A 26660-nucleotide genomic window follows, 5' to 3' on the forward strand; every position below is an offset into this window, starting at 1 on the left:
GCGCGCCCACACACTGGGTGCATGTCCGATTTCTCCGCCCTCGTCCTGCTGCTGGTGCTCGGCGCCGCCGTGGGGCTGTGGCTGAAGCTCAGCGTGGCGCGCGAACGCGCGGTGCGGATCGCGCGACAACAGTGCCATTTGCACGGCCTGCAATTGCTGGACGAGACGGTGGGCATGCGTGCACTGCGCCTGCGCCGGGTCAACGGCCTGCGCCGGGTCGAGCGGGGTTACGGCTTCGAAGTCAGCATCGACGGGCACGATCGCGAGCCGGGCCGGCTGTGGATGATCGGCGACGCGCTGACCGGCCTGAGCCTGCCGGTGGTCGAGCCGCTGGCAGTCGCAAGCACGCCCGAAGACGGATTTGCAGCCTCGTCGGGGAAGGTCGTGGCATTGCGTCCGCGGCGGGCCGATCGACAGCCCTGAAACGGCAGCCGCCCGACGGGGCGGCAACGGGTTACTTCACCACGCGCAGATGCGGCGTCGCGCGCTTGGGCTTGTCGCCCCCCTCATCGGCTGCAGGGGCGGGGCCGTCCGGCGGCGGCTCGTTCGGCGGAGTGTCGCCGCCCTCGCCTTCGGCCGGAAACATCATGCCCTGGCCGTTCTCCTGCGCATACAGAGCCAGCACGGCCTGCACCGGAATCTGGATCGCCTGGCTGACCCCGGAGAAACGCGCCTGGAAGCTGATCCATTCGTTGCCGAGGTCGAGGTTGGCCACCGCGCGGGTAGCCAGGTTGAGCACTACCTGGCCGTTCTGGATCACCTGTGGCGGCACCCGCACGCCGGCCACGCCGGCATCGACCAGCACGTAAGGGGTCAGGTTGTTGTCGGAAATCCAGTCGTAGATCGCCCGCAGCAGGTACGGGCGATTCGAGCTCATGGCGATGGCGTCATGCTTGCTCATGGACCGGCCGCATGGCCTTTTCCTCGTCGGTCATGCTGCGTGCAAAACCCTGGCTGTGGAACAGGCGCTCGCCGTAATCGACGATCGACTTGCCCTCGCGGCCCAGATCCACGCCGAGCCAGGGCAGCCGCCAGATCACCGGCGCCACCAGGCAATCGGCCAGGCTCATCTCGGGGTTGAGGAAGAACCGCGAGGCCTTGAACAGCGGCACAGTGGAGAGCAGGTGTTCGCGCAACCGCTTGCGTGCCGCATCCGCCGGACGGCCGCCTGCGCGGATCTTGTCCACCTCGGGCAACCAGTCCTTCTCGATCCGCACGGCCGCCACGCGCAGGCGCGCGCGCGATTGCGGGTCGATCGGCATCAGCGGCGGGTGCGGGTAGCGCTCGTCGATGTATTCGCACACCACCGCGGTATCGAACAACGTCAGGTCGCGGTCGATCAGGGTCGGCGTGCTGCCGTACGGGTTGAGATCGAGCAGGTCCTGCGGTGGCCGGGCGTGGTCCACCAGCACCCGTTCGTAGCTGACCCCCTTGGCGGCCAGCACCAGTCGGGCACGATGGCACTGGATGTCATCGGCCGTGGTGTACAGCGTCAATGCGTTACGCAAGCGGGGGTTTTGAACCATGCGCGATTTCCCCATCGGTGAGACAGACGCGGCGGCCCGTGGCCGCCGCGTCCGCAGTGCCTTGCGGCTCAGTGGACGTCTTTCCAGTATTCCTTCTTGAGCAGCGCCGCCAGGAAGGTGAACAGGGCCAGGAACAGCAGCACCCAGATACCGTAATGGTGGCGTTGCAGCGCCGCCGGCTCGGAGACGTATTGCAGGAAGCTGGTCAGGTCACGGGTGGCCTGCTGGAACTGCGCCGGGGTCATCTTGCCCGGGTGCGACAGCACCAGCTTCTCCACGCCCGCGGCTTCGCCATCCTTCGCCGGCTTCATCTGCGCGGTCTGCATGCCCTGCAGCTCCCACAGCGGGAACGGCATGGCGGCATTGGGCAAGGTGGTGTTGTTCCAGCCGATCGGGCTCTTCGGGTCGAGGTAGAAGGTGTTGAGGTAGGTGTAGACCCAGTCGGCGCCCTTGGCATCCACTTCCAGCGAGAGATCCGGCGGAGCCTTGCCGAACCACGTGCCGGCCAGCGCTGCCGGCATGTGCGAGACCACCGGCTCCTGGAACTTGGCGCCGGTGAAGTTGAGGTTCTTCATCACCTCGTCTCCGGTCAGGCCCAGGTCCTCGGCCATGCGCGAATAGCGCACGTACTTCAGCGAGTGGCAGCCGACGCAATAGTTGAAGAACAGCCGCGCGCCGCGTTGCAGCGAAGCCTGGTCGCGCACGTCGGCGCCGGACTTCATCAACTCGACCTTGGCGCTCTCGGCTGCGTGCGCCGGCAGCGTGCCGACGAACAGGCCGAGTGCCAGCGCGATACCGGAAAGAAAATGCTTCATCGTCGTTGGCAGCTTAGTCATGCGTGGTCACCCGATCCGGAACCGGCTTGGTCGTCTCCCAGCCGAAATAGGTATAGGCCCAGAGGAAAACGAAGAAACCGAAATACAGCAGCGTCATCAGCCGTCCGAACAGGTTCTCCCAGAACGTGAGGTCGACATTGCCGAACCACGCCGGGATGACCTCCGCCGTGACGCCTGCACCGACCGCACCGAGCCCGAAGAACGACAGCACGAAGACCGTCAGCGCCACCTTGTAGCCGGTGCCGCGGTAACGGATCGACTTGACCTTGCCGCGATCGAGCCAAGGCATCGCGAACAGCACCGCGATCGCGCTGAACATCGCCAGCACGCCCCACACGGCCGAGCCGAGGAAGGACGGAATCATGCGCACGATCGCGTAGAACGGAGTGAAGTACCACACCGGCTTGATCTCCGGCGGAGTCAGCAGGTTGTTGGCCGGGATCGCGTTGTCATGCTCCAGGAACCAGCCGCCGAACGTCGGCGCGAAGAAGATGATGAACGCGGCGATCAGCAGGAAGAAGCCCACACCCACCAGATCCTTCACCGTGTAATACGGATGGAACGGGATGCCGTCGGCGGGCTTGAGCGCATCCCAGCGGTTGCCCTTGGGACCCTTCTTGATCTCCACGCCGTCCGGGTTGTTCGAGCCGACCTCGTGCAGCGCGGCGATGTGCAGCACCACCAGCAGCAGCAGCACCAGCGGCAGCGCGATCACGTGCAGCGCGAAGAAGCGGTTGAGCGTGGCATCGCCGGGCAGGAAGTCGCCCATGATCCACTGCTCCAGCCCCGAACCGATGTAGGGCAGCGTGCCGAACAGCGAGATGATCACCTTGGCGCCCCAGAACGACATGTTGCCCCACGGCAGCACGTAGCCCATGAAGGCCTCGGCCATCAGCACCAGGAAGATCAGCATGCCGAGCAGCCAGACCAGCTCGCGCGGCTTCTTGTACGAGCCGTACATCAGGCCGCGGAACATGTGCAGGAACACCACCACGAAGAACAGCGAGGCGCCGGTGGAGTGCATGTAGCGGATCAGCCAGCCCCACTCCACGTCACGCATGATGTACTGCACCGAGTCGAAGGCTCCCGCCGCGCTCGGGGTGTAGTTCATGGTGAGGAAGATGCCGGTGACGATCTGGTTGACCAGCACCAGCAGAGCCAGCGAACCGAAGTAGTACCAGAGGTTGAAGTTCTTCGGCGCGTAGTACTCGGTCATGTGGGCGCGGTACATCGGCATCATGCCGGGGGCGCGCTCGTTGACCCAGTCGCCGATGTTGCTGAATACGTTGGCCATCAGCCAGCCTCCTTCGGATCAACGCCAATCTGCACGGTGGTGTCGTCCACGAAGTGGTACGGCGGAACCTGCATGTTCTTCGGCGCCGGCACGTTCTTGTAGACCCGGCCCGCGATGTCGTAGCGCGAGTGGTGGCAGGGGCAGTAGTAGCCGCCTTTCCAGTTCGGGTCGAACGGCTCGGGCTTGATCTCGCCGTAGAAGTCCGGCACGCAGCCCAGGTGGGTGCAGATGCCGACCATCACCAGCCACTCGGGCTTGATCGAGCGCGTCTCGTTCTGCGCGTACTTGGGCTGCTGCTCGACCTCGGACTTGGGATCGACCAGCAGCGGGTCTTCTTTCGGCAACTGCGCCAGCTGGGCCGGCGTGCGGTTGACGATGAAGACCGGCAGGCTGCGCCAGGCCACGATCAGCTGCTGGCCCTTCTCGATCTTCTTGAGCGACTGGGTAACCGGAGCGCCGGCGGCCTTGGCCCGCGCGCTGGGCTCCCACGACTTGATGAAGGGCACTGCCGCCGAGACGACCCCGATGCCACCCACCACTGCGGTGGTTGCGGTCAGGAATCGGCGGCGGCCGTGGTCGACGACTTCGTTCGCCATCAGGCTCTCCGGTACTTGCAAGGTCATGCCAGGACGGGGTTTCAGGCCCCGCAAAAATCGCGTTAGTGTAGCGTCAGGGGCCGCGCCGTACAATAAACCGGATGCCTGCCGGACTCTGCCCGGTGCCTCCCCCGCCACGACTCGCCGGAACGTTCTCCCCGACATGAAACATGCCGCCGGCACCCTTCTGTTCATTGCCCGCTTCGTCATCCTTGGCCTGGCGCTGGCCTTCGTGATCGGCCTGTTCTGGCCCGGCAGCGGCGAGCGCCTGCGCGCGCGCCTGGGGCTCGCTCCGGCGGCGGTCGCGCCGACCCGGCACGAGCAGGCGGGCGCGGCGCCGGTATCGTACGCCGACGCCGTGGCCGCCGCGGCACCGTCGGTGGTGAACATCTATGCCAACAAGATCGTCACCGAGCAAGCGCTGCGCATGTACGACAACCCGGTGCTGCAGCAGTTGTTCGGCGGCCAGCCGACGACCTACCAGCATCGCGAGCAGACGCTGGGCTCGGGCGTGATCGTCAGCGCCCGCGGCAACGACTACGTGCTGACCAACAACCACGTGATCGCCAACGCTGCCGATATCCAGGTGCTGCTGTACGACGGCCGCATCGCCAAGGCGCGGCTGGTCGGTTCCGACCGCGAGACCGACCTGGCCGTGCTCAAGATCGACGCCAGCAACCTGCCGGTGATCCACATGGCCGACCCCAGCCAGTTGCGCCCCGGCGACGTGGTGCTGGCGATCGGCAACCCGTTCGGCCTCAACCAGACCGTGACGATGGGCATCGTCAGCGCGATCGGGCGGCAGTTGAACAGTTCCAGCGCCGAGGACTTCATCCAGACCGATGCGGCCATCAACCTGGGCAACTCCGGCGGCGCGCTGGTCAACACGCAGGGGCAGCTGGTCGGCATCAATACCCTGCTGATCGGCAAGGGTCAGGCCGCCAACGCGGAGGGCATCGGTTTCGCGATCCCGGTGGCCACCGCCACCAAGGTGCTCGATCAATTGATCACCACCGGCCACGTGGTGCGCGGCTGGCTCGGTGCCGACTACGCCTTCGTGCCGGTGGCGGCGGACAGCGGCCTGCCCGCTGCCGCGCGCGGCGCACAGGTCATCGCGGTGTACTCCGGCGGTCCGGCCGCGCAGGCGGGGATCAAGCCGCGCGACATCCTGCTGCGCATCGGCAACGACGACATCATGGGCCCGGCCGACCTGCGCCGCCGCGAGGCCACGCTCAAGCCCGGCAGCCAGGTGCAGATCTCCGGCCTGCGTGACGGCACGCCGTTCCAGGTCACGGTCACGCTGGCACAGCGCCCGCCGATGGACGGCAGTCTCTCCAGCCAGCCCTGAGCGGGTCGCCGCGGCGGGCGGGCCTCAGCCCGGCCCGCGCGAAGCCAGCGGCGGATGGATCGCCGCGCCGTAACGCTTGCGCAGGGTTTCCACCCGCTCCACGTAGACCTGGGTCTCCGCATACGGCGGCACGCCCTTGTAGCGCTGCACCGCCCCCGGCCCGGCGTTGTAGGCCGCTGCAGCCAGCCGCTCGCTGCCGTCGAAATCGCGCAGCAACAGGCTCAGGTAGCGGGCGCCGCCGCGGATGTTCTGGGCGGAATTGAAGGCATCGAGCACGCCCATGTCGCTGGCCGTGCCGGGCATCAGCTGCATCAGCCCCTGGGCGCCCTTGAGCGACAGCGCACGCGGGTTGAACGCACTCTCGGCATGGATGATCGCGCGCAGAAACGCCTCGTCGACGCCGTACTCGATGCTGGCCGCGCGGATCGTGTCGGCATACGCGTCGAGGTTCAGCGCCACGCGATCCCAGCGGATCGTCGAATGCAGGTTGCAGGCCACGCAGGTGGAGATGTAGCTGAACAGCATGGTCACCGCGCGGCCCTTGCCGCCGGCGGGACGCAGGTTGGTGTATTCCACGCTGCCGTCGGCGCGCACGATGCGATAGACCGCCCCGCGCAGCACGCGGTCGCCGGCGTCGGCCACCTTGGGCGCGACCGGCGCGGCGTCGGCATGGGCTTCGCGATACTGCCACTGGCCCGGCGTGCCGGCCGCCCTGGCCGCCAGCGGCAACTTCGCCGTGCTGACCGCCGAACTGCTCACCGCGGCCAGCGACTCGCGCTCTACCCGCGCCGTCTCGCGTGTCTGTGCGGTGCTCAGCGCGCCGCCTTGCACGCGCGCCAGCGACACCGGTCGGGCGCCATCGGCCGCAAGGCTCTGCGCCGTGGTGACCACCTGGCCGCTGACCCCGGTCAACGATGCGCGCGCGACCGGCGCGGCCCGGCGCGTCGCCTTCGGGTCGGCGTAGCTGCTGATTGCGCGGCAGCCGTGATACCCCGCCCGCTCGCTGCTGTACACGGTTTCGCCGCTGCTGCCGGTGCACTGGTACAAGGTGCCGGCGCGGGCCGCCGTGGCCAACAGGCAGGCAGCCAGCAGCGCGACCCCGACAAGGATCGAACGCAAGGGGAAACCGCGAACAGGCCGATCGACGCGTCCCCCGTGACTGGCGGCACCGGACATGGGCGCAGTGTGCCGCCACGCGCGGCCAGCGCCAAGTGCGCAAGTCTCATTCCACGACCGTGGCCAAGGCGGCGCCGCAAACTCCGTGGCGGCCGCAAGTGCTTGATCTGGCAGGCACACGGGCCGCGCAGTACACTGCGCGGTTCCGCGGATCGCGCATCCGCCCTGGAATCACGGTACCCACGCGATGAGCGGCAAGCTTTTCATCAAGACCCACGGCTGCCAGATGAACGAGTACGACTCGGCCAAGATGGCCGACGTGCTGAAGGCCTCGCACGGGCTGGAGCTGACCCAGGACGAGTCCGAGGCGGACGTGATCCTGATCAACACCTGCTCGATCCGCGAAAAGGCGCAGGAAAAGGTCTTCAGCCAGCTTGGTCGCTGGAAGCAGCACAAGCAGGACGGCCGCCAGGTGGTGATTGGCGTCGGCGGCTGCGTGGCAAGTCAGGAAGGCGCGGCGATCGTCAAGCGCGCGCCGTACGTGGATCTGGTGTTCGGCCCGCAGACCCTGCACCGCCTGCCCCAGCTGATCGAGGCGCAACGCGCCACCGGCAAGCCGCAGGTGGACATCAGCTTCCCCGAGATCGAGAAGTTCGACTGCCTGCCCGAGCCGCGCGCCGAAGGCCCGACCGCCTTCGTCTCGATCATGGAAGGCTGCTCGAAATACTGCAGCTACTGCGTGGTGCCGTACACCCGCGGCACCGAGATCAGCCGTCCGTTCGACGACGTGCTGGTGGAAGTGGCCAAGCTCGCCGCCCAGGGCGTGCGCGAGGTGAACCTGCTCGGCCAGAACGTCAATGCGTACCGCGGCCCCACCTTCGACGGCGGCGTCGCCGACCTCGCCGTGCTGATCCATGCGATCGCGCAGATCGACGGCATCGGTCGCATCCGCTTCACCACCTCGCATCCGCTGGAGTTCTCCGACTCGCTGATCGAGGCCTACGCCAACGTGCCGCAGCTGGCCAACTACCTGCACCTGCCGGTGCAGGCCGGTTCCGACCGCATCCTTTCGGCGATGAAGCGCGGCTACACCGCGCTGGAGTTCAAGCAGAAGATCCGCAAGCTGCGCGCGGTGCGACCGGACATCTGCGTGTCCACCGACATCATCGTCGGCTTCCCCGGCGAGAGCGACGAGGATTTCGAGAAGACCATGAAGCTGGTCGACGACGTCGGCTTCGACCAGAGCTTCACCTTCATCTTCTCCGCGCGTCCCGGCACGCCGGCGGCGAACCTCGCCGATGACACGCCGATGGCGGTCAAGCACGAGCGCCTCGCGCGCCTGCAGGCCGCGATCAACGCGAACGCCAGGAAGATCAACGAGGCGATGGTCGGCTCCGTGCAGCGCGTGCTGGTGGAAAAGCCCAGCACCCGCAATCCGGACGAACTCAGCGGCCGCACCGAGAACATGCGCTACGTGAACTTCGCCGGCGACGCCCGCATGATCGGCCAGTTCGTCGACGTGGTGATCACCGATGCGATGAGCAATTCGCTGCGGGGGCGGGTGAAAACGTCCGACGACGCGGCCGCACTGGCGTCGTGAGCGAGCTGGTGATCCGGGAAATCGGCGCGGACGAGTTCGCTCGCGTGTGGCCGTTCTTCCAGGCGATCGCCGCTGGCGGCGAGACCTATACCTACCCGCGCGACATCAGCCTCGAACAGGCCCGCTCCATGTGGACCACGCCGCCGGCACGCTGCTTCGTGGCCGAACGCGACGGCCAGGCGCTGGGCTGTTACCGGCTGGCGCCCAACCAGATGGGGCCGGGTGACCACGTGGCCAACGGCAGCTACATGGTGGCGCCGCAAGCGCGCCGCCAGGGCGTGGCGTCGGCCTTGTGCGAGCACTCGCTGGAACAGGCGCGCCGAGCCGGCTTCCGCGCCATGCAGTTCAATGCCGTCGTCGCCAGCAATACCACCGCCGTGCGGCTGTGGCAGCGCCACGGCTTCCGCATCGTCGGCCAGGTGCCCGGTGCGTTCCGCCACGCCCAGCTCGGCCCCACCGATCTGTACGTGATGCACCGCATGCTGTGAGCGCGAGGCGGCACGCGGAGCGGCGGGTCAGTCCAGTCGCTTGCGGAAGCGCAATATCGCCAGCGCCATCATCGCCAGCGTGAACACCGCCAGCGCCAGCACGTCGAGCCACATCTCCCACAAGCCCGCGCCGCGCAGCATCACGCCACGGATCAGGCGCAGGAAATGGGTCAGCGGCAAGACCTCCGCGAGCCACTGCACCAGCTTCGGCATGCCGGCGAACGGGAACATGAAGCCCGACAGCAGGATCGACGGCAGGAACACGAAGAACGTCATCTGCATCGCCTGGAACTGCGACTGCGCACGCGTCGAGATCAGCAGGCCCAATGCAAGGTTGGCGAGGATCAGCAGGCCCGACGCCAAGTACACGTCGAGCACGCTGCCCAGGATCGGCACCGCGAACAGCCACGTGCCGAGCGCCAGGATCACGCTGGTCTGCACCAGGCCGATCGCCACGTACGGCAGCACCTTGCCGATCATGAGCTCCGAGCTGGTCAGCGGCGTGGCGATCAGCAGCTCCATGTTGCCGCGCTCGCGTTCGCGCACGATCGCGATGGCGGTGAACAGCACCATCGTCATGGTCAGGATCACGCCGATGAGCCCGGGCACGATGTTGACCGCCGAGCGCCGCTGCGGGTTGTAGAAGGCGACCATGCTGATCCGCCCGCCGACCGGCGTGCTGGTGGCCGGCGCACGCATGTCGGGTGCGGCGCTGTCGATCGGCACCTGCATCAGTTGCGCGGCGGCGGCCTGCACCGCCGTATCGCTGCCGTCGACCAGGATCTGCGCCACCGCCCGGCCGTCGATGCGGCGGCGCTCGAAATCCGGCGGCACCACGATGCCGATGCCGACCTGCCCGCGGCGGATCATCGCCATCAGCTCCTGCGGCGTGTCCGCCCGCGCCACCGGCGCCACCACGCCGGTGGCGAGCATGTCCATCACCAATGCGCGCGAACCGGCGGTGTTCGCCTGGTCGACGATGCCCGCGTCGAGTCCGCGCAGGTTGGTGTTGATCGCGTAGCCGAACAGCACCAGCTGGATCACCGGGATGCCCACTACCATCGCCAGCGTGATGCGGTCGCGGCGCAGCTGGCGCAGCTCCTTGACCACGATCGCCCACAGCCGCCGCCCGTTCATGCGGCGCGCTCCGCGTCGCGGCGCGTGGCGGCGACGAACACGTCTTCGAGATTCGGCGGCGTCGCCGTCAGCGCGGCCTGGTGCCCCGTCGTCGCCAGCGCCTTGTCCATGTCCGGCGTGGCGCCGTCGGCGTCGGTCAGCACGCGCAGGATGTTGCCGACCTGGGCCACGCCGAGCACGCCCGCCACGCCGGCGAGCGCGCGCTGGGCGGCCCGCGGGTCGTCCGTTTCGACGGTGAAGGTGCGCCCTTCCAGTTGCGCGGTCAGCTCGCGCGGCGTGCCGTCGGCAACCAGTGCGCCGCGGTCGAGGATGGCCAACCGGTGGCAGCGTTCGGCCTCGTCCATCAGGTGGGTGGAGACCAGCAGCGTGGTGCCGGCATCGGCCAGCTCGAAGAGTTTTTCCCAGAAATCGCGGCGCGATTCCGGGTCGACCGCGCTGGTCGGCTCGTCGAGGAACAGCAATTGCGGCTCGTGCAGCACCGCACAGGCCAGCGCCAGGCGCTGCTTCTGGCCACCACTGAGGGTGCCGGCCAGTTGCCGCTGGCGATCGCCGAAGTGGTATTGCTCGATCAGCTCGTCGACGCGGCGTTTCGTCTTCGTCTTCGGCACGCCCTGGATGGCGGCGAGGAACTCCAGGTTCTCGCGCACGCCGAGGTCCTCGAACAGCGAGAACTTCTGTGTCATGTAGCCGATGTGCGAACGCAATTCGTCGGCCTGCGCCGGAATCTTCAGGCCGAGCACCTCGATCTCGCCCTCGCTTGGCGTGAGCAAGCCGCACAGCATGCGGATGGTGGTGGACTTGCCCGAGCCGTTCGGCCCGAGGAAGCCGTAGACGCGCCGCGCCGGCACGTCGAGGTCGACGTGATCGACCGCCACCAGCTTGCCGAAGCGCCGGGTCAAACCGCGGGCGCGGATCGCCACGCCTTCGGCGCCGGCATTCATTTCGCCGGTCCGCGGAACTCGACGCGCACCGGCAGGCCGGCGGGCAGTTCCGCCGCGTCCGCACCCAGCGCGACTTCGGCGAGATAGCTGAGCCGCGCCGCGTCGTCGCCGATCAGTGCGTAGTACGGGGTGAAGTCCGGTTCGCTGCGGATCATGCGCAGCTTGCCGGCATAAGGTTTTTCGCGGTCGGCCACGAACACGTCGATGGCGTCGCCGACGTGCATGCCTGCGCGCTGCTGCACCGGCACGTAGATGCGCGCGTACGGCGCGTCACCGGCCAGCAGGATCGCCAGCGGCGCGCCGACCGGTGCCTGGTCGCCCAGCCGGTACGGCAGAGCGTCGATGCGCCCGGCGCGCGGCGCCACGACGGCCAGCTTGCCCAGCAGCACCTGCTGCGCGCTCACTTGCGCCTCCGCCGCCGCGACCGCGGCTTGCGCCTGGGCGAGCTGCTCCGGACGCGTGCCGTGCAACAACTCGTCGAGCGCTGCGCGTGCGGCCGATGTCTGACCCTCGGCGTTGCCCGCCGCGGCGCGGGCGCGGTCGAGATCGGCCGCGGCCACGTAACCATTGCCTTTCAGGGACGCCAGCCGCGCGTAATAAGCCCGCGCCTCGCGTGCCTGCGCCTGCACCGCGGCCAGATTCGCGCGAGCCTTGGCGATGTCCTCGCGGCGCGGCCCGGCCTGGAGTTCGGCCAGGAGTTCGCGTTGCTGCTCCAGCTGGGCCTGGGCCGCTGCGAGCTGGGCGCGGGTATGCGCGGGGTCCAGTTGCAGCAGCGGCTGGCCCGCCCTGACCTGCTCGCCCTCGCGCACGTCGATCGCCACGATGCGCTCGGCGGCCGGCGCCGGCAGCGTGATGCGGTCGAACTCGAGCGTACCCAGCGCCTGCGGCACCCGCTTGCTGCAACCAGCGGGAACGACGAGCACCAGCGCCGCCAGCGACTGGCAGATCACGGTCGTGAACTTCATGCGGGTTCTCCACGTTTCGTCGTGCCGACGCCCTGCCCCAGCAAGGCCAGCGTGTGTTGGAGCATGGTCTCGGGGCCGAGTGACTCGGCATCGAATGCGCGTCGCCAGATCGGCGCACCGGCAGCAGGGAACAGGGTCAGGCCGACCAGCGAGACGACCAGCAGGCGTGGGTCCAGCGCCGGGTTCAGCCGTCCATTTGCCTGCGCCGCGGCGAAGCGTTGCGCCAGCAGCTGCGGCACGCCCGGCACGGCGCGGTCGAACAGTACCTCACGCAGCGCACCGCCCTCGCACAGCACTTCGCGCACCCACAGCGGCGGCAGCCAGGGATGGCTTGCCACGACGTCGCTGATCCCGCGCACGAATGCTTCGGTCAACGCAACCGGGTCACCGCCGGCGTGCTCCAGCTGCGCGCGCAGCGGCGCCAGCGCCGGCAGCAGGCGCTCGTCGATCACGGCATGCAGCAGCCGCGCCTTGTCGCCGAAGTAGTAATGCAGCATCGCCGGGGTGACGCCCGCCTCGGTGGCGATTGCCCGCAACGAGGTGGCGGCGATGCCTGTGCGCGCGAACTGCCCCAACGCCGCATCCAGCAGATGCCGGCGCAGATCCTGGTCGTCGCCGCTGGGACGTCCGGCGCGGCGCGGCGGTTTTGCGCGTTTGCCTGAAATAGTCATGAGCCTAAATTAATTCATCATTTAATTATTTGCAAACCCACCAGCGCCGACCGCCACCGGCATGGTCCTTCCGGCGCCTGCGCGCTACGCTCGCGCCCCTATGAGCGAACTCAACCAGCGCGACTTCACCCTCGATCCCGACGACAACGCCCGCCTCGCCAACCTGTGCGGGCCGTTCGACGAACACCTGCGCCAGATCGAGCTGCGCCTCGGCGTGGAGATCAACCACCGCGGCAGCATCTTCCAGGTGATCGGCGAGAACCCGCCGGCGCGCGCCGCCGAAAATGTGCTGCGCGCGCTGTACGCCAGCACCGCCGGCGAGGCGCTGACCGGCGCGAAGATCAACCTGCATCTGGCCGAATCGGGCATCGACGCGATCACCGAGTCGGCCGCCGAAGGCGCCCAGGAAGTGGTCATCAAGGTCAAGCGCGGCGTGATCAAGGGCCGCGGCCCGAACCAGGCGCGCTACCTGCACGCCATCGCCAGCCACGACATCAACTTCGGCGTGGGCCCGGCCGGCACCGGCAAGACCTATCTCGCCGTGGCCAGCGCGGTCGAGGCGCTGGAAGCGAACCGGGTGCAGCGGCTGATCCTGGTGCGCCCGGCGGTGGAGGCCGGCGAGAAGCTGGGCTTCCTGCCCGGCGACCTCAGCCAGAAGGTCGACCCCTACCTGCGCCCGCTGTACGACGCGCTGTACGAGATGCTCGGCTTCGAGAAGGTGGCCAAGCTGATCGAGCGCAACGTGATCGAGATCGCGCCGCTGGCGTACATGCGCGGGCGCACCTTGAACGATTCCTACGTGATCCTCGACGAGGCGCAGAACACCACGGTCGAGCAGATGAAGATGTTCCTCACCCGGATCGGCTTCGGCACGGTGGCGGTGATCACCGGCGACGTCACCCAGGTCGACCTGCCGCGCAACACGCGCTCCGGATTGCGCCAGGCGATCGAAGTGCTGCGCGGCGTGGCCGGCATCAGCTTCACCTTCTTCACCTCGCGCGACGTGGTGCGCCATCCGCTGGTGGCCAAGATCGTGCGCGCCTACGAGGCGTTCGAGGAGGCAGGGAGTGGAGGATCGGAAAGCGCGAATGGACGAGAACCAACCCCGTCGCCTTGAACCACATCGCCACAAAGACGCCAGCCATGCCTCGCCCTGCTCCACCGACGCCCGATTCCCGATTCCCGACTCCCGCACGCGTCCACCTCGGCTACGCCGTGCCGCGGGCCGGCCTGCCCGCACCGGCCAGCTTCCGCCGCTGGGTCGAGGCGGCCTTGCGCGGAGCCAAACGGCGCAAGCCGGCCGAGCTTTCCATCCGCATCGTCGATGCCGCAGAGGGCCGTACGCTCAACCGCGACTACCGCGGCAAGGACTACGCCACCAACGTGCTGTCGTTCCCCGCCGAGCTGCCGCCCGGCGTGGTGCTGCCGCTGATCGGGGATCTGGCGATCTGCGCGCCGGTGGTGCTGCGCGAGGCCGCCGAACAGGGCAAATTGCCGCGCGACCACTGGGCCCATCTCACGGTACACGGCGTGCTGCACCTGCTCGGCTACGACCACATCGTGGAGACCGAGGCCGAGGCCATGGAAGCGCTGGAGACACGCATCCTGGCCGGCCTCGGCATCGCCGACCCGTACACCTGAATGCTGCAGGGCGGACCCGGCCCGCCGCCATTTCGCCGTATGACGATGACGGGCCGTGCCCGCCCTGCGCGGCCCCCGGGCGATCGCGCATACCGTGCGCCCCTGCCGGGCCGGGATGGATTTTTCCGCTAGAATCAAGCTTCCGCCCGCGTCCGGGCTGATTTTCAACGAGTGATGAACGACGACCCTGGCAGTACCAGCGGCCCGGCCCACCGCACCTGGTGGGACCGACTGGGCCACCTGTTTTCCGGCGAGCCGCGCAACCGCAACGAGTTGCTTGAGGAGTTGCGCGCCGCGCAGAGCAACGGCCTGCTCTCCGTCGACACCCTCACCATGGTCGAGGGGGCGATCAAGGTCACCGAGCTGGATGTCGACGACGTCATGGTGCCGCGCGCGCAGATCGTGATGCTCGCGGCGGACTCTTCCCTGTCCGACCTGCTGGCCACCGTGGTCGAATCCGGCCACTCGCGCTTCCCCGTGCACGGCGAGGACAAGGACGAGATCCTCGGCATCCTGCTGGCCAAGGATCTGCTGAAGTACTTCGGCGCGACCGAACACTTCGACATCCGCTCGATCCTGCGCCCGGCCGTGCTGATCCCCGAGTCGATGCGGCTCAACGTGCTGCTGGAGGAGTTCCGCCTCAGCCGCAACCACATGGCGCTGGTGGTCAATGAATACGGCGGCGTCGCCGGCCTGGTGACCATCGAGGACGTGCTGGAGGAGATCGTCGGCGAGATCGACGACGAGCACGACGACGAGGAAGAACCCGAGCTGATGCACGAACAGCCCGGCGGCGACTGGCTGGTGAGCGCGCTGACCCCGATCGAGGATTTCAACGAGCAGACCGGCGCCGGCTTCCCCGACGAGGAATACGACACCGTCGGCGGCATGGTCACCGCCGAATTCGGCCACCTGCCCGAGGTCGGCGAAGAAGTCGCGATGGGCGACTACCTGTTCCACGTCACCGCGGCGGACGACCGCCGCGTGCAGCAGTTCCGCGTGGTCCGGCAACCCGGCCTGCTGGCCTCCTGATCCGGCGCATGGACCCGCTCCGCCGAATCGCCGTCATGTTCGCCCTGCTCGTGCTCGCCGCACTGGCACCGGCGCACGCCGGCATCGCCGAGGCGCCCGGCACCGACCTCGAGGTGTCGCTGGTGACCTACGGCCCCGGCGACATCTACTGGGAGCGCTTCGGCCACGACGCCATCGAGGTGCGCGATCGCGTCTCGGGCGAGTCGGTCAATTTCAACTACGGCGTGTTCGACTTCGAGGAAAAGAACTTTCTCCTCAACTTCGCGCGCGGCCGCATGCATTACATGATGGACGCCGAAGCCAGCGCGCCGGAGGAGGCCTACTACGCCGAAGTCGGCCGCTCGGTGACACGCCAACGGCTGGCGCTGGACGCCGACCAGGCCGCCCGCCTGCGCGACGACCTGCTGTGGAACCTGCGCCCGCAGAACGCCGTCTACGACTACGACTACTACGCCGACAACTGCACCACCCGCGTGCGCGACGCCTTCGATCGCGCACTCGACGGCGCCGTGAAAAGCCAGTTGCAGGCGCGTGCTGGCGAATTCACCTATCGCCAGCAGACGGTGCGGCTGATGAGCGCGCAACCCTGGCTGATGCTGATGCTGGACCTGGGCCTGGGGCCCTACGCCGACCAGCCGTTGACGGCGTGGCAGGAGAGTTTCCTGCCCGCCGTCCTGCAAACGCAGTTGCGCCACGTGCGGGTCACCGGGCCGGGCGGCGACAGCCGACCGCTGGTAAAGGACGAGCGCGTGGTGTCGCCCAACCGCCTCGTTCCGCCGCCGGCCTCGCCGCCCGACCTGCGCATGCCATTGGGCGCGGCGGGCCTGCTGTTGGGTGCGTTGCTGCTGGCCACGCGGCTGTGGTGGCCGCTCGGCCATGCCCTGCTCGGCACGCTGTTCCTGCTGCTGGCCGGTCTTGTCGGCGTGGTGTTGCTGGGCCTGTGGACGCTGACCACGCACCACTCCGCCTGGGCCAACGCCAACCTGCTGCTGTTCAATCCGTTGGCGTGGCTGCTGCTGCCCACGCTGTGGCGCACGCGTCGCGGCTTCGCCGCCTCGCGCTTCGTCGACGGCCTGATCGTGCTGCAGTTGCTGGCCATGCTCGCCGCGCTCGCGCTGCACCTGCTGCCCGGCACGGTGCAGCAGAACCAGCCGTGGCTGCTGTTCGCGCTGCCGTGCTGGCTGGCGCTGGCGTGGGGCCTGCGCCGCAACCGCTGACCCCGCGCGCGTTGCCCCGCCACGACGGGCACGGCATCATGGGGCATGCTCCCGACCTCGCCATCGCCTGCTGCACTTGCGCCCGTTGCCGAACCGATGGTGGTCAACTGCATCGCCTACCAACGCGACGGCACGCGCCTCGGCGAAATCAGCCTGGACGCCATCAGCGACGTGCTGGCAGCGCCGGACACCTTCGTCTGGGTCGGCCTGCACGAGCCGGACGAGCCGCTGCTGGAAAAACTGCAGGAGGAGTTCTGCCTGCATGACCTGGCGATCGAGGACGCGCACACCGCCCACCAGCGCACCAAGATCGAGACCTACGGCGACTCCCTGTTCCTGGTGGTGCAGACCGCGCAGCTGATCGAGGCCGAGCTGAAGTTCGGCGAGACGCAGATCTTCCTCGGCGCGCGCTACCTGGTCACCGTGCGCCACGGTGCCTCGCTGTCGTACGCCCCGGCGCGGCGTGCCTGCGAGAACGTGCCCGAGCTGCTCGCCAACGGACCCAGCTATGGTCTCTACGGCGTGCTCGACCTGATCGTCGACAACCTGCTGCCGATCGTGCGCGACTTCCGCGAAGAGCTGGGCCTGCTCGAGCAGGACATCTTCGCCGAGACCTTCAAGCGCAGCACGGTGCACCGGCTCTACGACATGCAGCGCGACCTGATGACGCTTCGTCTGGCCGTGGCCCCGCTGCAGGACATCACCAGCCAGCTGGTGCGGCTGCACCAGGGTCTGATCCCCGACGAGCTGCGGCCCTACTTCCGCGACGTCTACGACCACGTGTTCCGCGTCAACGAATCGATCAGCGCAATGCGCGAAATGCTCACCGCCGCGATCAACGTCAACCTCTCGCTGGTCACCTTCGGCCAGAACGAGGTGATGAAGAAACTCGCCGGCTGGGCCGCCATGCTGGCCGCGCCGACCCTGCTCACCAGCTGGTACGGCATGAACTTCCAGCACATGCCCGAGCTGGGTCAGCCGTGGGCATACCCGGCGATCATCGTGGTGATGGCCGGCGTGGTGGGCGGCATCTACGCGGCCCTGAAGCGCAACAAGTGGCTGTGACGCCCGTTCGACCCCGCTGACGACCTGATCCGCGCCCGCCCGCACTGCCGCGGCGCCCCCTGCCGGGCCCTGTCCCGCCGTCCCGCTCCGGCGGCGATGTGGCGCGGGGCTAAAGATTTTCCCGCGCCGGCCGAACACGGTAGTACTCACCACAAAACCCCAGGGGATGCATCGACCCATGAAAACTCTGCTCATGACCACCGCTTTGTTGCTGGCGCCGATGGCGGTCCACGCCGAGTGCACCGTCAAGGATTTCGCCATCACCGAGTTCACCCCGTCGGCCGCCAGCGGCCTGGCCGGCAAGCTGAGCCTGCGCGGCCAGCTGGTGAACAGCTGCGCCACGCCGTCGGCGGCGCAGATCCGCATCGAGCTGAAGGACGACGCGGGCAACGTCCTGCAGTCCAAGCAGGCCTGGCCGGCCGGCACCTCCAACATCACCCCGGGCCAGTCGGTGTCGTTCGACCTCGGCCGCCTGTTCCATTACGAGCGCAACATCGCCAGCTTCACCGCTAGCGTGGTGAAGGTGCGCTCCTGGTAAACCTGCCGGTTTCCATCAACAGCAAAAAAGGCTCCCTCGGGAGCCTTTTTACTGTGTGAGTCCCGCAGGAGCGCGCTCGCGGGCGATGCTCTCTTGTCCGGATTGGGGATCAGGGCGGGGACTCGCAAAGGATCGCCCGCGAGCGGGCTCCTGCGGGAAATGCCGCGGGGGACAGGGCTCTCTTGAAGCTGATCCCTCGCCCCTCAATGCAACACAAACAGCTTGTCGAACCCCGCCACGCGCAGGGTGCCGCGCAGTTCGGTGCCGGCGTTGACGATGCGGATGTCCGCGTGGTCCGCGCCGGCGTGTTCGCGCAGCAGCAACAGCATGCCCAGCGCGGAGCTGTCCATGTGGGTGACTTCGGCCAGATCGATCAGGTAGCTGCGTGCCACGCGGCCGGCGCCGAGGCAGGCGTCGTGGAACTCGCGGTGGATGCTGAAATCGAAGCGCTCGCCCAGTTGCAGGCTGAGGCAATCGCTTTCGCTGTCGTGGTGAACAATCATGGCCAATCCTCAGAAAAGTTCGATTTCGCCGGCGTCCATGCTGCTTTGCAGGGCCGGGCCGCGCGAGCGCAGGCGCGCCTTTTCGCGTTGTACCGCGAGGCGTGAACGCACGCGCCGAGCGCGCTCGTCCAGCGCCTCGGCGTCCATCGACGCGCAGGCCAGCTCTTCGATGTCGCGGGTGCAATCGGCGGTGATTTCCTGCAGTTCCACCAGCCGCGCGCGGGTCTGCGTGATCAGCTGGCTCAGGATGTCCTCGAACTGCAGCGAGCGGATCGTGGTGGAGACGTCGCTGCCCAGGCCGCGGTTGATCTCCACCACCTGGTCGGCCACCGCGCTGGTGCGCGCGTCGCTCTCGGTGACGTGGGCCATCATCGCGTCGATGCCGCCCTTGGCCGACAGCGCCACGTTGAGATCCTGCGAGGCCATCGTGCCGACCAGGCCGCGCAGCTGCTCCATCGCTGCGCGCGCCCGTTCGACGTGGCTGCCGATCTGTTCGTTGAACTGGTTGGAGTTGCTGGCCAGGTTGCGGATCTCCCCGGCCACCACGGCAAAGCCGCGGCCGGATTCGCCCGCGCGCGCCGCCTCGATCGCGGCGTTGAGCGCCAGCAGGTTGGTTTCCTCGGCGATCGTGTTGACGTTCTTCAGCAGGCCGAACACCGCATCCATCTCCTTGGCCATGCCGTCGATGCGGTAGACGATGCGCAGGCTCTCGCGCGACATCTGCACGATCATGCCGACGAAGTGCTCCAGCAGGTCGCCGGTGCGGCTGGCGAAATCCTGGATCGACACGCCGCCGTCCTGCACCTCGATGATCTGCTTGAGCAGCGACTGCTGCAGCGCGGTCTTGTTGGAGAGGCCGTCGAAGCCGCCGCCGAGTTCGGAGACGGCATCGCGCAGCAGGCCCAGGCCCTGGTGCAGTTCGCGGCTGGCGTGGCCGAGTTCGTCGACCAGCGCGCCGCGCACGTCTTCCAGCGCCTCGCGCACCGGCCCGGCATGGATGGCCGGTACCGGTTCGGCGGCCGGTTCGGCGCGGTGGCAGGTCTCCACGATCCACACCACGGTCAGCAGCACCACCAGCAGCGGCGCCAGCCAGGCCGGATGCCACAGCAGCGACAGCCCAAGCGCCAGCGCGCTGGCGGCGACGCCGGCAAGCGGGCGTCCGGCAAGAAGGGAGGGCGTGAAAGTCATGATCGAATCCCCGGATCAGGCGCGCATGGCGCCGGCTAGCGGTTGGCGCGCCAGCGCCAGCAGGCGCGGCGCGATGTGGTCCAGCGGCAGCATTTCGCCGGCGGCACCGAGTTTCCAGGCAGCACCGGGCATGCCCCACACCACCGAACTGGCCTCGTCCTGCACCAGCGTGGCGGCACCGGCCTGGCGCAGTTCCAGCAGGCCGCGGGCGCCGTCGTCGCCCATGCCGGTCAACAGCACGGCAAGCGTAGCCGCGCCCGCGCTGGCGGCCAGCGAACGGAACAGCACGTCCACGCTGGGCTTGTGCCGGTTCACCGGCGGGCCGTCGTGCAGGCGGCAGACGTATTTCGCGCCGTCCCACATCGCCAGCAGGTGGTGGCTGCCGGGGGCGATGTAGGCATGGCCGGACTGGATCGGCTGGCCATCCTGCGCCTCGCACACGCGCATCGCCGAGCAGCGATCCATGCGCGCGGCGAACGGGCCGCTGAACGCAGCCGGGATGTGCTGGGTGACCAGGATCGGCGGCGCATCCGGCGGCATCGCCTCCAGCACCACGCGCACCGCCTCGGTGCCGCCGGTGGAGGCGCCGATGGCGATGATCGGACTGCCGCCGCGGCTGCCGGCGGTCTGTGCCCGCGGCAGCACGGCGTCGGCAGACAGGCGCGGCGCCACGTCCAGCTTGCGCACCGTGGTCCGCGCGCGCGGGCGGGTGCGCGCGGCGAGCTTCACCTTGTCGCAGATCTCCTGCGCGCATTCGCCGAAGCGGCTGGCCAGGTCGTGGTCGGGCTTGGCGAAGAAATCCACCGCGCCCATTTCCAGCGCGCGCAAGGTGACGTCGGCGCCTTCCACGGTCAGCGACGACACCATCACCACCGGCATCGGCCGCAGCCGCATCAGGTTTTCCAGGAAGGTGATGCCGTCCATGCGCGGCATCTCCACGTCAAGGGTCAGCACGTCGGGGTTGAGCTGCTTGATCTTCTCGCGGGCGATCAGCGGGTCGGCGGCAGCGCCGACCACCTCGATCTCCGGATCGCAGGCAAGCATCGTCGACATCAGCTTGCGCACCAATGCGGAATCGTCGATCACCAGAACGCGCACCCTTGTCATTGCCTGCTTCTCTGCCTTGTCTTGTCGAGGGTGGTGCGAAACGAGCCGCGAGCGCGGAGGCGGAAGCAGTGCGGCCACTTCCGGCCCCCGCCGCCGCCACTAGAACAGCTCCACCTCACCCTTTATCGGATCGTTTGCCAAACGCTTGAGGTAACCGCTCTCGCCGGCCACCAGCGCCACGTCGTCGCTGCGCCGGAGCAGGCGCACGCGGGCGCGGCCGCTGTGCGGGAAGAACTGCACCTGGCGCGGGAACACGTCTCCGAGATCCGACGCCACCAGCTCCAGGTTCTCCGCCGCGATGTAGCGGCGCACGAACTCGATGTTGCGCTGGCCCACGTCGCTCATGCGCGCCAGCACGCGGCCGCCGCCGAATACCTTCACGCGCAGGTCGGCGCGCTGGCCGCCGGCCTTGAGGATCGCGTTGATCAGCTGCTCCATCGCGTCCGAGCCGTAGCGGGCCGCGCGGCCCACGGTGGAGGACCAGTTGTCGCGCTCGCCGACCGGTTCGGGCAGCATGAAATGGTTCATGCCGCCGATGCCGCGGCGCACGTCGTGGATGCAGGCGGAGACGCACGAGCCCAGCACGGTGCTCAGCATTTCTTCCTGGTCGCTGACGTAGAACTCGCCGGGCAGCACCTTGACCGTCATGCAGCCCTGCGCCGGGTCCCAGAAGCGCCGCAGGTGCTCGAAGCCCGGCGGTGCCGCCGAAATCGCGGGCGCCTTGCGTCGATCGGCCAGCTGCACGTCCATCAACCGCGTTTCCGGTAGACCGTGCGGCCGATCAGTTCGAAATCCTCGCTGATGCCGTGCAGCGACTCGCTGTGGCCCAGGAACAGGTAGCCGCCGACCGGCAACAGTTCCGCGTAGCGACGGAACAGGCGCTGCTTGGTCGGCTGGTCGAAATAGATCACCACGTTGCGGCAGAAGATCGCGTCGAACGGGCCCTTCATCGGCCATTCGTGCAGCAGGTTCAACGGCTGGATCGTGACCAGCTCGCGCAGCGTCGGATGCACGCTGGCGAGGCCTTCGTACTCGCCCGAGCCGCGCAGCATCCAGCGGCGGCGATGGGCGTCGCTGATGCCGCCGAGGCGGTCCAGCGGATAGACGCCGCGGCGCGCGGTTTCCAGTGCCTGCGGCGAGAGGTCGGTGGCGAGGATCTTCGCGTCCACGCCGCTGGCGCCGTGCTGCTCGATCGCCTCGGCCAGCACCATCGCCAGCGCGTAGGGCTCCTCGCCGGTAGAGCAGCCCGCCGACCAGATGCGCAGCCGCTCGCCGCTGCGACGCTTGTCTTCCAGCCAGCGCGGCAGCAGCTCGGCAACCAGCAGGTCGTAGTGGTGCACCTCGCGGAAGAACGAGGTCACATTGGTGCTGATGACGCTGGCCAGTTCGCCCAGTTCGCTTTGCGGATCGCGCTGCAGCAGCTCGCAATAGCTGCTGAACTGCTGCAGGCCCAGCGCGCGCAGGCGACGGAACAGCCGCCCCTGCACCAGTTGCCGCTTGTGCTCGCCCAGCGAGATGCCGCAATGGGTGTAGACGAACTTGCGCAGGAACTCGAACTCGCTGTCGCCCAGGCGCGGACCGCCGGCGACCTCGGCGACGGGCATGTCGACCGTCGCGTTCATGCTCAGAACTCCTTCCACGCACCAGCCGCGGCGGCGTCCGCCTCGGCCATCGCGCGTGCCGGCTGCGCCTTGCGCACGGCGGCCAATACCGCGGCAGTCTCCACCGCGGCGGCGGCCGCGACCGGCGCCTTGGCCGGCGCCGCCTGGCCGCTGTCGGCGACCTGGAAGAACGCCACCTGACGTGCCAGTTCGTCGGCCTGCTCGTGCATCGCGCGGGCAGCGGCCGAGGCTTCCTCGACCAGCGCGGCGTTCTGCTGGGTCATTTCGTCCATCTGCATCACGGCGTTGTTGACCTGGTCGATGCCGGCGGACTGCTCATGGCTGGCCGCGGCGATCTCGGCCACGATGTCGGTGACTTTCTTCACGCTGTCGACGATCTCGGCCAGCGCCTTGCCTGACTGGTTGACCAACTCGGAACCGGTACGCACCTTTTCCTCGCTGTCGCTGATCAGGCCCTTGATCTCCTTTGCCGCGCCGGCGCTGCGCTGGGCCAGGCTGCGCACCTCGGTGGCCACCACGGCGAAGCCGCGGCCCTGCTCGCCGGCGCGCGCCGCTTCCACCGCCGCGTTGAGCGCCAGCAGGTTGGTCTGGAAGGCGATCTCCTGGATCAGCCCCACGATGTCGCCGATCTTGCGGCTGGAGGCGTCGATCTCGGTCATCGCCGCGATCGCCTTGCCGGCCACTTCACCGCCGCGTTCGGCCTGTTCGCGCGCACCACGGGCGAGCTGGTTGGCGTGGCTGGCGTTCTCCGCGTTCTGCTTCACGGTGGAGGTCATCTCCTCCATCGACGAGGCGGTTTCCTCCAGGCTGGAGGCCTGTTCCTGCGTGCGCTGGCTGAGGTCGTCGTTGCCGCGGGCGATCTGCTGCGCGGCCGTGCTCACCGCATCCGAGCCAAGCCGCACTTCGCCCACGATCTCGCTGAGGTGCTGGTCCATGTTGCGGAAGGCGAGCAGCAGGCGACCGAACTCGTCCTTGCGGTTCACGCGGATGTCATGGCCCAGTTTGCCCTCGCCGATCTGGTCGGCGATCTTCACCGCATGGTGCAAGGCGCCGGTGATCGAGCGGATCAGCCGCACCGCGACGAACAGCGCCAGCAGCAGGCCGGCGATCAGTGCCGCCAGCGTGGTGGTCTGCACGAAGCGGTAGCGCTTGACCTGCGACTGGTAGATGTCACGCACTTCGTCGCTCTGCGCGGTGACCAGCTTGTCCAGTGCGTCCTGGCGCATCATCAGCAACGGGCGCAGCTGCATGTCCATCATGTCGGCGGTGCCGGTGTCGCTGGAATTGAGGCCGTCGTAGATCTCCTTCAGCGCATCGCTGTAATCCCCCGTGGTGTCGTTGTAGTCCTTGTATTTCTTGGCGACCTCCGGGCTCAGATGAATGGCGGCCAGTTGCTTGTTGACCGCCGCGATATCCTTCTGGATCTGCTCGGACTCGGCGACCTTCTGTTTCACCTGGTTGGGCTTGTCGATCGCGCCGGCGGCCTCGCCCAGCACGATGAAATTCAGCAGCGACTTGGCGCGCAGCTGGCCCATCAGGCTGGCCGGCACCATCGCCTCCTCGTAACTCGTGCGCATGCCCTCGTTCTGCCAGGACATCACGCCCAGGCCGATCGCCGCACCGGCCACCAGCATCGCGCCGAGCAGCGCGAACACGCCGATCAGGCGCGCCTTGACGGTTAGGGTGGGCACCTTGGCGAAACGTGCCAGCACTTTCTTGATCTTCATGAGCATTCCCCGATTCAGGCGGCAACTTCGACTTCGCGGACATGCGGCAGCGCCGCGTCCAGGGTTTCCACGTCTTCCGGACGCATCAGCTTGTCCACGTCCAGCAGCATCACCATGCGTTCGACATGGGTGGCCAGACCTTTCAGGTAGCGGGTGTCCACGACGGCGCCCATGTCGGGCACCGGCTTGATCGCGGACGGGTCGATGTCGACCACGTCGGAAACGGCATCCACCACGATGCCGAACAACCGCTCGGCGACCGCCACGATGATCACCACCGTGCTGTCGCCATAGCTCTCGCGCTCCAGGCCGAAGCGCAGGCGCAGGTCCATGATCGGCACGATCGCGCCGCGCAGGTTGAGCACGCCGAGCAGGTGGTCGGGCGTCTGCGGGATGCGCGTCACGCGCGACCAGCCGCGGATCTCGCGCACCGACAGGATGTCGACGCCGTACTCCTCGCCCGCCAGGTTGAACGTCAGCTGCTGCACCGTCGGTGCCGCGCCATCGGTGTTCTCGTGCATGAGCCTGCTACCTCGTGATGGGCGATTGCGGTCGCCGTGCCGCCATCACCTGTGTCGGCACGGCGACAGGAAACTTGAGCGGAAAGCGGACGCGGCCGCTGCTGCCGCGCCGTGCGGAAGACGGGCGCGGTCCCGCCATCGGGCGGCCGCTGGCAGGCAAGCGCCCGGGGGGGGACCGCGAAACGGAGAATCAGAACTCGGTCCAGGCGCCGGCGGCCGCCGCGCGCCGCGGCGCCGGCTCGGCAGCACGAGCCACCGCCTTGCGCGGCAGCTCCACCACGCGTGCCGATTCCGGCGCCGCGACGGGCGCTTGCGCATCGGACGGTGCGCCGCCGAGCTGGAAGAATCTCATCTGCCGCTGCAGTTCCAGCGCCTGTTCCTGCATCGCCCGCGCGGCGGCGGCGGCCTCCTCGACCAGCGCCGCGTTCTGCTGGGTGACCTCGTCCATCTGCATCACGGCGCGGTTGACCTGGTCGATGCCGGCGGACTGCTCGTGGCTGGCCGCGGCGATCTCGGCAACGATGTCGGTGACTTTCTTGACGCTCTCCACGATGCCGGTCAGCGCCGCGCCGGACTGGTCGACCAGCGCGCTGCCGGCCTGCACCCGCTGCACGCTTTCGTTGATCAGCCCCTTGATCTCCTTCGCCGCCGCCGCGCTGCGCTGGGACAGGCTGCGCACCTCGCTGGCCACCACGGCGAAGCCACGGCCCTGCTCGCCGGCACGCGCGGCTTCCACCGCGGCGTTGAGCGACAGCAGGTTGGTCTGGAACGCGATCTCGTCGATCAGCCCCACGATGTCGGCGATCTTGCGGCTGGAGGCATTGATCTCGTCCATCGCCGCCACCGCCTGCGCGGCCACCTCGCCGCCGCGCTCGGCCTGCTCGCGCGCGCCGCTGGCAAGCTGGTTGGCGTAGCTGGCGTTCTCGGCGTTCTGCTTCACGGTGGAGGTCATCTCCTCCATCGAGGCGGCGGTTTCCTCCAGGCTGGAGGCCTGCTCCTGCGTGCGCTGGCTGAGGTCGTCGTTGCCCTTGGCGATCTGCTGCGCTGCGCTGCTCACCGCCTCCGAGCCATGTTGCACTTCGCCCACGATGCCGGTCAGCCGGTCGCGCATGCGGGCCAATTCGGCCAGCAGGCTGCCGGCGGCAAACGTCTTGCCACCGTCGTCCTTGACCAGGTCGCCGTTGGCGATGCGCGTGGCCATGGCCACCGCGAAACCCGGCTCGCCGCCGATGCTGCGACGGATGCTGCGCATCGACAGCCACACCAGCCCGATCACCAGCAATGCCAGCAATCCCGCCTTGCCCAGGTTCAGTGCGAGGGTCTGGCGGAACTGCGCATCGATGTCGTCGAAATAGGCGCCGGCGCCGAAGTGCATGCCCCACGGCTGATAGCGCTCGGAGTAGGTCACCTTGCCCACGATCTTCTTGCTGCTGGGCTTGAGCCAGTCGTAGTAGGTCAGCCCGCCGCCGTCCTTCATGTCGATGGCATGCATCGCCTGGAAGATCGCCTTGCCATTCTGGTCGGTCATGTCGCGCACGCTGGTGCCAAGCTTGTCCAGCATCACCGGGTGCGAGGTCAACGTGTAATTGTCGTCGAATGCGAAGACGTAGCCGGCACCCTTGTTCCATTGCATGTCGTGGATCTGGGCGAGCGCGCGCTTCTGCGCCTCCGCCTCGCTGAACTCGCCCTTGCCCGCGCGCTCGTGGAACGCGGCAGCCACCGACACGGCCGACTCGATCTGGCTGCGCAACAGGCTCTGGAGCCCGTCCATCTGACCGGCGCGATTTTGCAGCGCATTCATCACGGTGAGGCCGAACAGCCCCAGCACGACCACCGACACGACCAGCACCAGCCGTGCGTTCAGGCTGAGCCGATCAAAGAAACCGCGTATCGCCGACAACATCTCGAACACCTCGAAGAGAAGGCCCGCCGGCCACCATGACCGCGCGGGGCGGCGCGCAGAGGCGCCGTAACACTCGCC

Annotated in this window: 28 protein-coding genes; 10 read left to right on the forward strand and 18 right to left on the reverse strand. The window is 68.2% G+C overall.

Annotated elements, in window-relative coordinates:
* Positions 1-21: 21 nt before the first annotated feature.
* A complete protein-coding gene (locus tag ACFCQI_RS02320) occupies positions 22-423 on the forward strand; it encodes a DUF3301 domain-containing protein (RefSeq protein WP_395119768.1) in 402 nt (133 codons plus the stop codon).
* 31 nt (positions 424-454) lie between these two features.
* On the opposite strand, the gene ACFCQI_RS02325 is transcribed toward ACFCQI_RS02320, so the two are convergent.
* From ACFCQI_RS02325 to petA, 5 genes are all read right to left on the reverse strand, one after another.
* A complete protein-coding gene (locus ACFCQI_RS02325; RefSeq protein ID WP_395119769.1) occupies positions 455-901 on the reverse strand; it encodes a ClpXP protease specificity-enhancing factor in 447 nt (148 codons plus the stop codon).
* Complete coding sequence (locus tag ACFCQI_RS02330) at positions 888-1526, reverse strand: glutathione S-transferase N-terminal domain-containing protein (RefSeq protein ID WP_395119770.1); 639 nt, start codon at positions 1524-1526, stop codon at positions 888-890. Before ACFCQI_RS02330 ends, ACFCQI_RS02325 begins: the two co-directional genes overlap by 14 nt.
* Before the next feature lie 68 nt (positions 1527-1594).
* Positions 1595-2362, reverse strand: coding sequence for a cytochrome c1 (locus ACFCQI_RS02335; RefSeq protein ID WP_395119771.1), 768 nt, complete (start codon positions 2360-2362; stop codon positions 1595-1597).
* Positions 2355-3656 (reverse strand): cytochrome bc complex cytochrome b subunit, encoded by a 1302-nt coding sequence (locus ACFCQI_RS02340; RefSeq protein ID WP_395119772.1) that lies wholly within the window; start codon positions 3654-3656, stop codon positions 2355-2357. Before ACFCQI_RS02340 ends, ACFCQI_RS02335 begins: the two co-directional genes overlap by 8 nt.
* Complete coding sequence (gene petA, locus ACFCQI_RS02345) at positions 3656-4252, reverse strand: ubiquinol-cytochrome c reductase iron-sulfur subunit (RefSeq protein WP_136257406.1); 597 nt, start codon at positions 4250-4252, stop codon at positions 3656-3658. Before petA ends, ACFCQI_RS02340 begins: the two co-directional genes overlap by 1 nt.
* A 163-nt stretch (positions 4253-4415) precedes the next feature.
* Here petA and ACFCQI_RS02350 point away from each other — a divergent pair, with 163 nt between their 5' ends.
* Entirely contained in the window at positions 4416-5600 is a 1185-nt protein-coding gene (locus ACFCQI_RS02350; protein ID WP_395119773.1) for a S1C family serine protease, read from the forward strand.
* Positions 5601-5624: 24 nt separating this feature from the next.
* Here ACFCQI_RS02350 and ACFCQI_RS02355 read toward each other — a convergent pair whose 3' ends face one another.
* On the reverse strand, positions 5625-6719 hold the full coding sequence (locus ACFCQI_RS02355; protein ID WP_395119774.1) for a transglycosylase SLT domain-containing protein: 1095 nt from the start codon (positions 6717-6719) through the stop codon (positions 5625-5627).
* A 244-nt stretch (positions 6720-6963) separates the two neighbouring features.
* On the opposite strand from ACFCQI_RS02355, the gene miaB reads away from it, so the two are divergent.
* Positions 6964-8316, forward strand: a complete 1353-nt coding sequence (gene miaB, locus ACFCQI_RS02360; RefSeq protein WP_395119775.1) for a tRNA (N6-isopentenyl adenosine(37)-C2)-methylthiotransferase MiaB — start codon at positions 6964-6966, stop codon at positions 8314-8316.
* On the forward strand, positions 8313-8804 hold the full coding sequence (locus ACFCQI_RS02365; RefSeq protein WP_395119776.1) for a GNAT family N-acetyltransferase: 492 nt from the start codon (positions 8313-8315) through the stop codon (positions 8802-8804). The genes miaB and ACFCQI_RS02365 overlap by 4 nt, the downstream gene beginning before the upstream one ends.
* Before the next feature lie 27 nt (positions 8805-8831).
* Here the strand turns inward: ACFCQI_RS02365 and ACFCQI_RS02370 are convergent, their stop codons facing one another.
* The 4 genes from ACFCQI_RS02370 to ACFCQI_RS02385 are packed head-to-tail and all read right to left on the reverse strand — an operon-like array spanning position 8832 to position 12518.
* Positions 8832-9941 carry an ABC transporter permease gene (locus ACFCQI_RS02370; protein ID WP_395119777.1) on the reverse strand — a complete coding sequence of 370 codons (1110 nt, stop codon included), beginning with the start codon at positions 9939-9941 and terminating at the stop codon, positions 8832-8834.
* The gene (locus tag ACFCQI_RS02375; protein WP_395119778.1) at positions 9938-10882 is read right to left on the reverse strand and encodes an ATP-binding cassette domain-containing protein; all 945 of its coding nucleotides are present in this window, start codon (positions 10880-10882) and stop codon (positions 9938-9940) included. Before ACFCQI_RS02375 ends, ACFCQI_RS02370 begins: the two co-directional genes overlap by 4 nt.
* On the reverse strand, positions 10879-11847 hold the full coding sequence (locus ACFCQI_RS02380; protein ID WP_395119779.1) for an HlyD family secretion protein: 969 nt from the start codon (positions 11845-11847) through the stop codon (positions 10879-10881). The genes ACFCQI_RS02375 and ACFCQI_RS02380 overlap by 4 nt, the downstream gene beginning before the upstream one ends.
* On the reverse strand, positions 11844-12518 hold the full coding sequence (locus ACFCQI_RS02385; RefSeq protein WP_395119780.1) for a TetR/AcrR family transcriptional regulator: 675 nt from the start codon (positions 12516-12518) through the stop codon (positions 11844-11846). The genes ACFCQI_RS02380 and ACFCQI_RS02385 overlap by 4 nt, the downstream gene beginning before the upstream one ends.
* 100 nt (positions 12519-12618) lie before the next feature.
* Between ACFCQI_RS02385 and ACFCQI_RS02390 the strand changes: the two genes are divergently transcribed.
* The 6 genes from ACFCQI_RS02390 to ACFCQI_RS02415 all read left to right on the forward strand — a co-directional run bounded on the left by ACFCQI_RS02390 (position 12619) and on the right by ACFCQI_RS02415 (position 18011).
* Positions 12619-13635 carry a PhoH family protein gene (locus tag ACFCQI_RS02390; RefSeq protein ID WP_395119781.1) on the forward strand — a complete coding sequence of 339 codons (1017 nt, stop codon included), beginning with the start codon at positions 12619-12621 and terminating at the stop codon, positions 13633-13635.
* Between the two features lie 26 nt (positions 13636-13661).
* On the forward strand, positions 13662-14159 hold the full coding sequence (gene ybeY, locus ACFCQI_RS02395; RefSeq protein ID WP_395119782.1) for an rRNA maturation RNase YbeY: 498 nt from the start codon (positions 13662-13664) through the stop codon (positions 14157-14159).
* Positions 14160-14333: 174 nt separating this feature from the next.
* Positions 14334-15191, forward strand: a complete 858-nt coding sequence (locus ACFCQI_RS02400) for an HlyC/CorC family transporter (RefSeq protein WP_395119783.1) — start codon at positions 14334-14336, stop codon at positions 15189-15191.
* 35 nt (positions 15192-15226) lie between these two features.
* Positions 15227-16408 (forward strand): DUF4105 domain-containing protein, encoded by a 1182-nt coding sequence (locus tag ACFCQI_RS02405; protein WP_395119784.1) that lies wholly within the window; start codon positions 15227-15229, stop codon positions 16406-16408.
* A gap of 45 nt (positions 16409-16453) precedes the next feature.
* Positions 16454-17473, forward strand: coding sequence for a magnesium and cobalt transport protein CorA (locus tag ACFCQI_RS02410; RefSeq protein ID WP_395119785.1), 1020 nt, complete (start codon positions 16454-16456; stop codon positions 17471-17473).
* 178 nt (positions 17474-17651) lie between these two features.
* Positions 17652-18011 (forward strand): hypothetical protein, encoded by a 360-nt coding sequence (locus ACFCQI_RS02415; RefSeq protein WP_395119786.1) that lies wholly within the window; start codon positions 17652-17654, stop codon positions 18009-18011.
* Between the two features lie 203 nt (positions 18012-18214).
* On the opposite strand, the gene ACFCQI_RS02420 is transcribed toward ACFCQI_RS02415, so the two are convergent.
* From ACFCQI_RS02420 to ACFCQI_RS02455, 8 genes are all read right to left on the reverse strand, one after another.
* Complete coding sequence (locus ACFCQI_RS02420) at positions 18215-18514, reverse strand: STAS domain-containing protein (protein ID WP_395119787.1); 300 nt, start codon at positions 18512-18514, stop codon at positions 18215-18217.
* Between the two features lie 9 nt (positions 18515-18523).
* Positions 18524-19702 (reverse strand): methyl-accepting chemotaxis protein, encoded by a 1179-nt coding sequence (locus tag ACFCQI_RS02425; protein WP_395119788.1) that lies wholly within the window; start codon positions 19700-19702, stop codon positions 18524-18526.
* 15 nt (positions 19703-19717) lie between these two features.
* Positions 19718-20809, reverse strand: a complete 1092-nt coding sequence (locus tag ACFCQI_RS02430) for a chemotaxis response regulator protein-glutamate methylesterase (RefSeq protein WP_395119789.1) — start codon at positions 20807-20809, stop codon at positions 19718-19720.
* Positions 20810-20908: 99 nt separating this feature from the next.
* Positions 20909-21559, reverse strand: a complete 651-nt coding sequence (gene cheD, locus ACFCQI_RS02435; RefSeq protein WP_395119790.1) for a chemoreceptor glutamine deamidase CheD — start codon at positions 21557-21559, stop codon at positions 20909-20911.
* On the reverse strand, positions 21559-22431 hold the full coding sequence (locus ACFCQI_RS02440) for a CheR family methyltransferase (RefSeq protein ID WP_395119791.1): 873 nt from the start codon (positions 22429-22431) through the stop codon (positions 21559-21561). The genes cheD and ACFCQI_RS02440 overlap by 1 nt, the downstream gene beginning before the upstream one ends.
* 2 nt (positions 22432-22433) lie before the next feature.
* Positions 22434-24158, reverse strand: coding sequence for a methyl-accepting chemotaxis protein (locus ACFCQI_RS02445; RefSeq protein WP_395119792.1), 1725 nt, complete (start codon positions 24156-24158; stop codon positions 22434-22436).
* Positions 24159-24172: 14 nt separating this feature from the next.
* On the reverse strand, positions 24173-24679 hold the full coding sequence (locus ACFCQI_RS02450; protein ID WP_136257424.1) for a chemotaxis protein CheW: 507 nt from the start codon (positions 24677-24679) through the stop codon (positions 24173-24175).
* Positions 24680-24869: 190 nt separating this feature from the next.
* Positions 24870-26582 carry a methyl-accepting chemotaxis protein gene (locus ACFCQI_RS02455; protein ID WP_395119793.1) on the reverse strand — a complete coding sequence of 571 codons (1713 nt, stop codon included), beginning with the start codon at positions 26580-26582 and terminating at the stop codon, positions 24870-24872.
* Positions 26583-26660: the final 78 nt, after the last annotated feature.

Origin of the sequence: Rhodanobacter sp. FW102-FHT14D06, from assembly GCF_043950705.1 — a bacterium.
Classification (GTDB): domain Bacteria; phylum Pseudomonadota; class Gammaproteobacteria; order Xanthomonadales; family Rhodanobacteraceae; genus Rhodanobacter.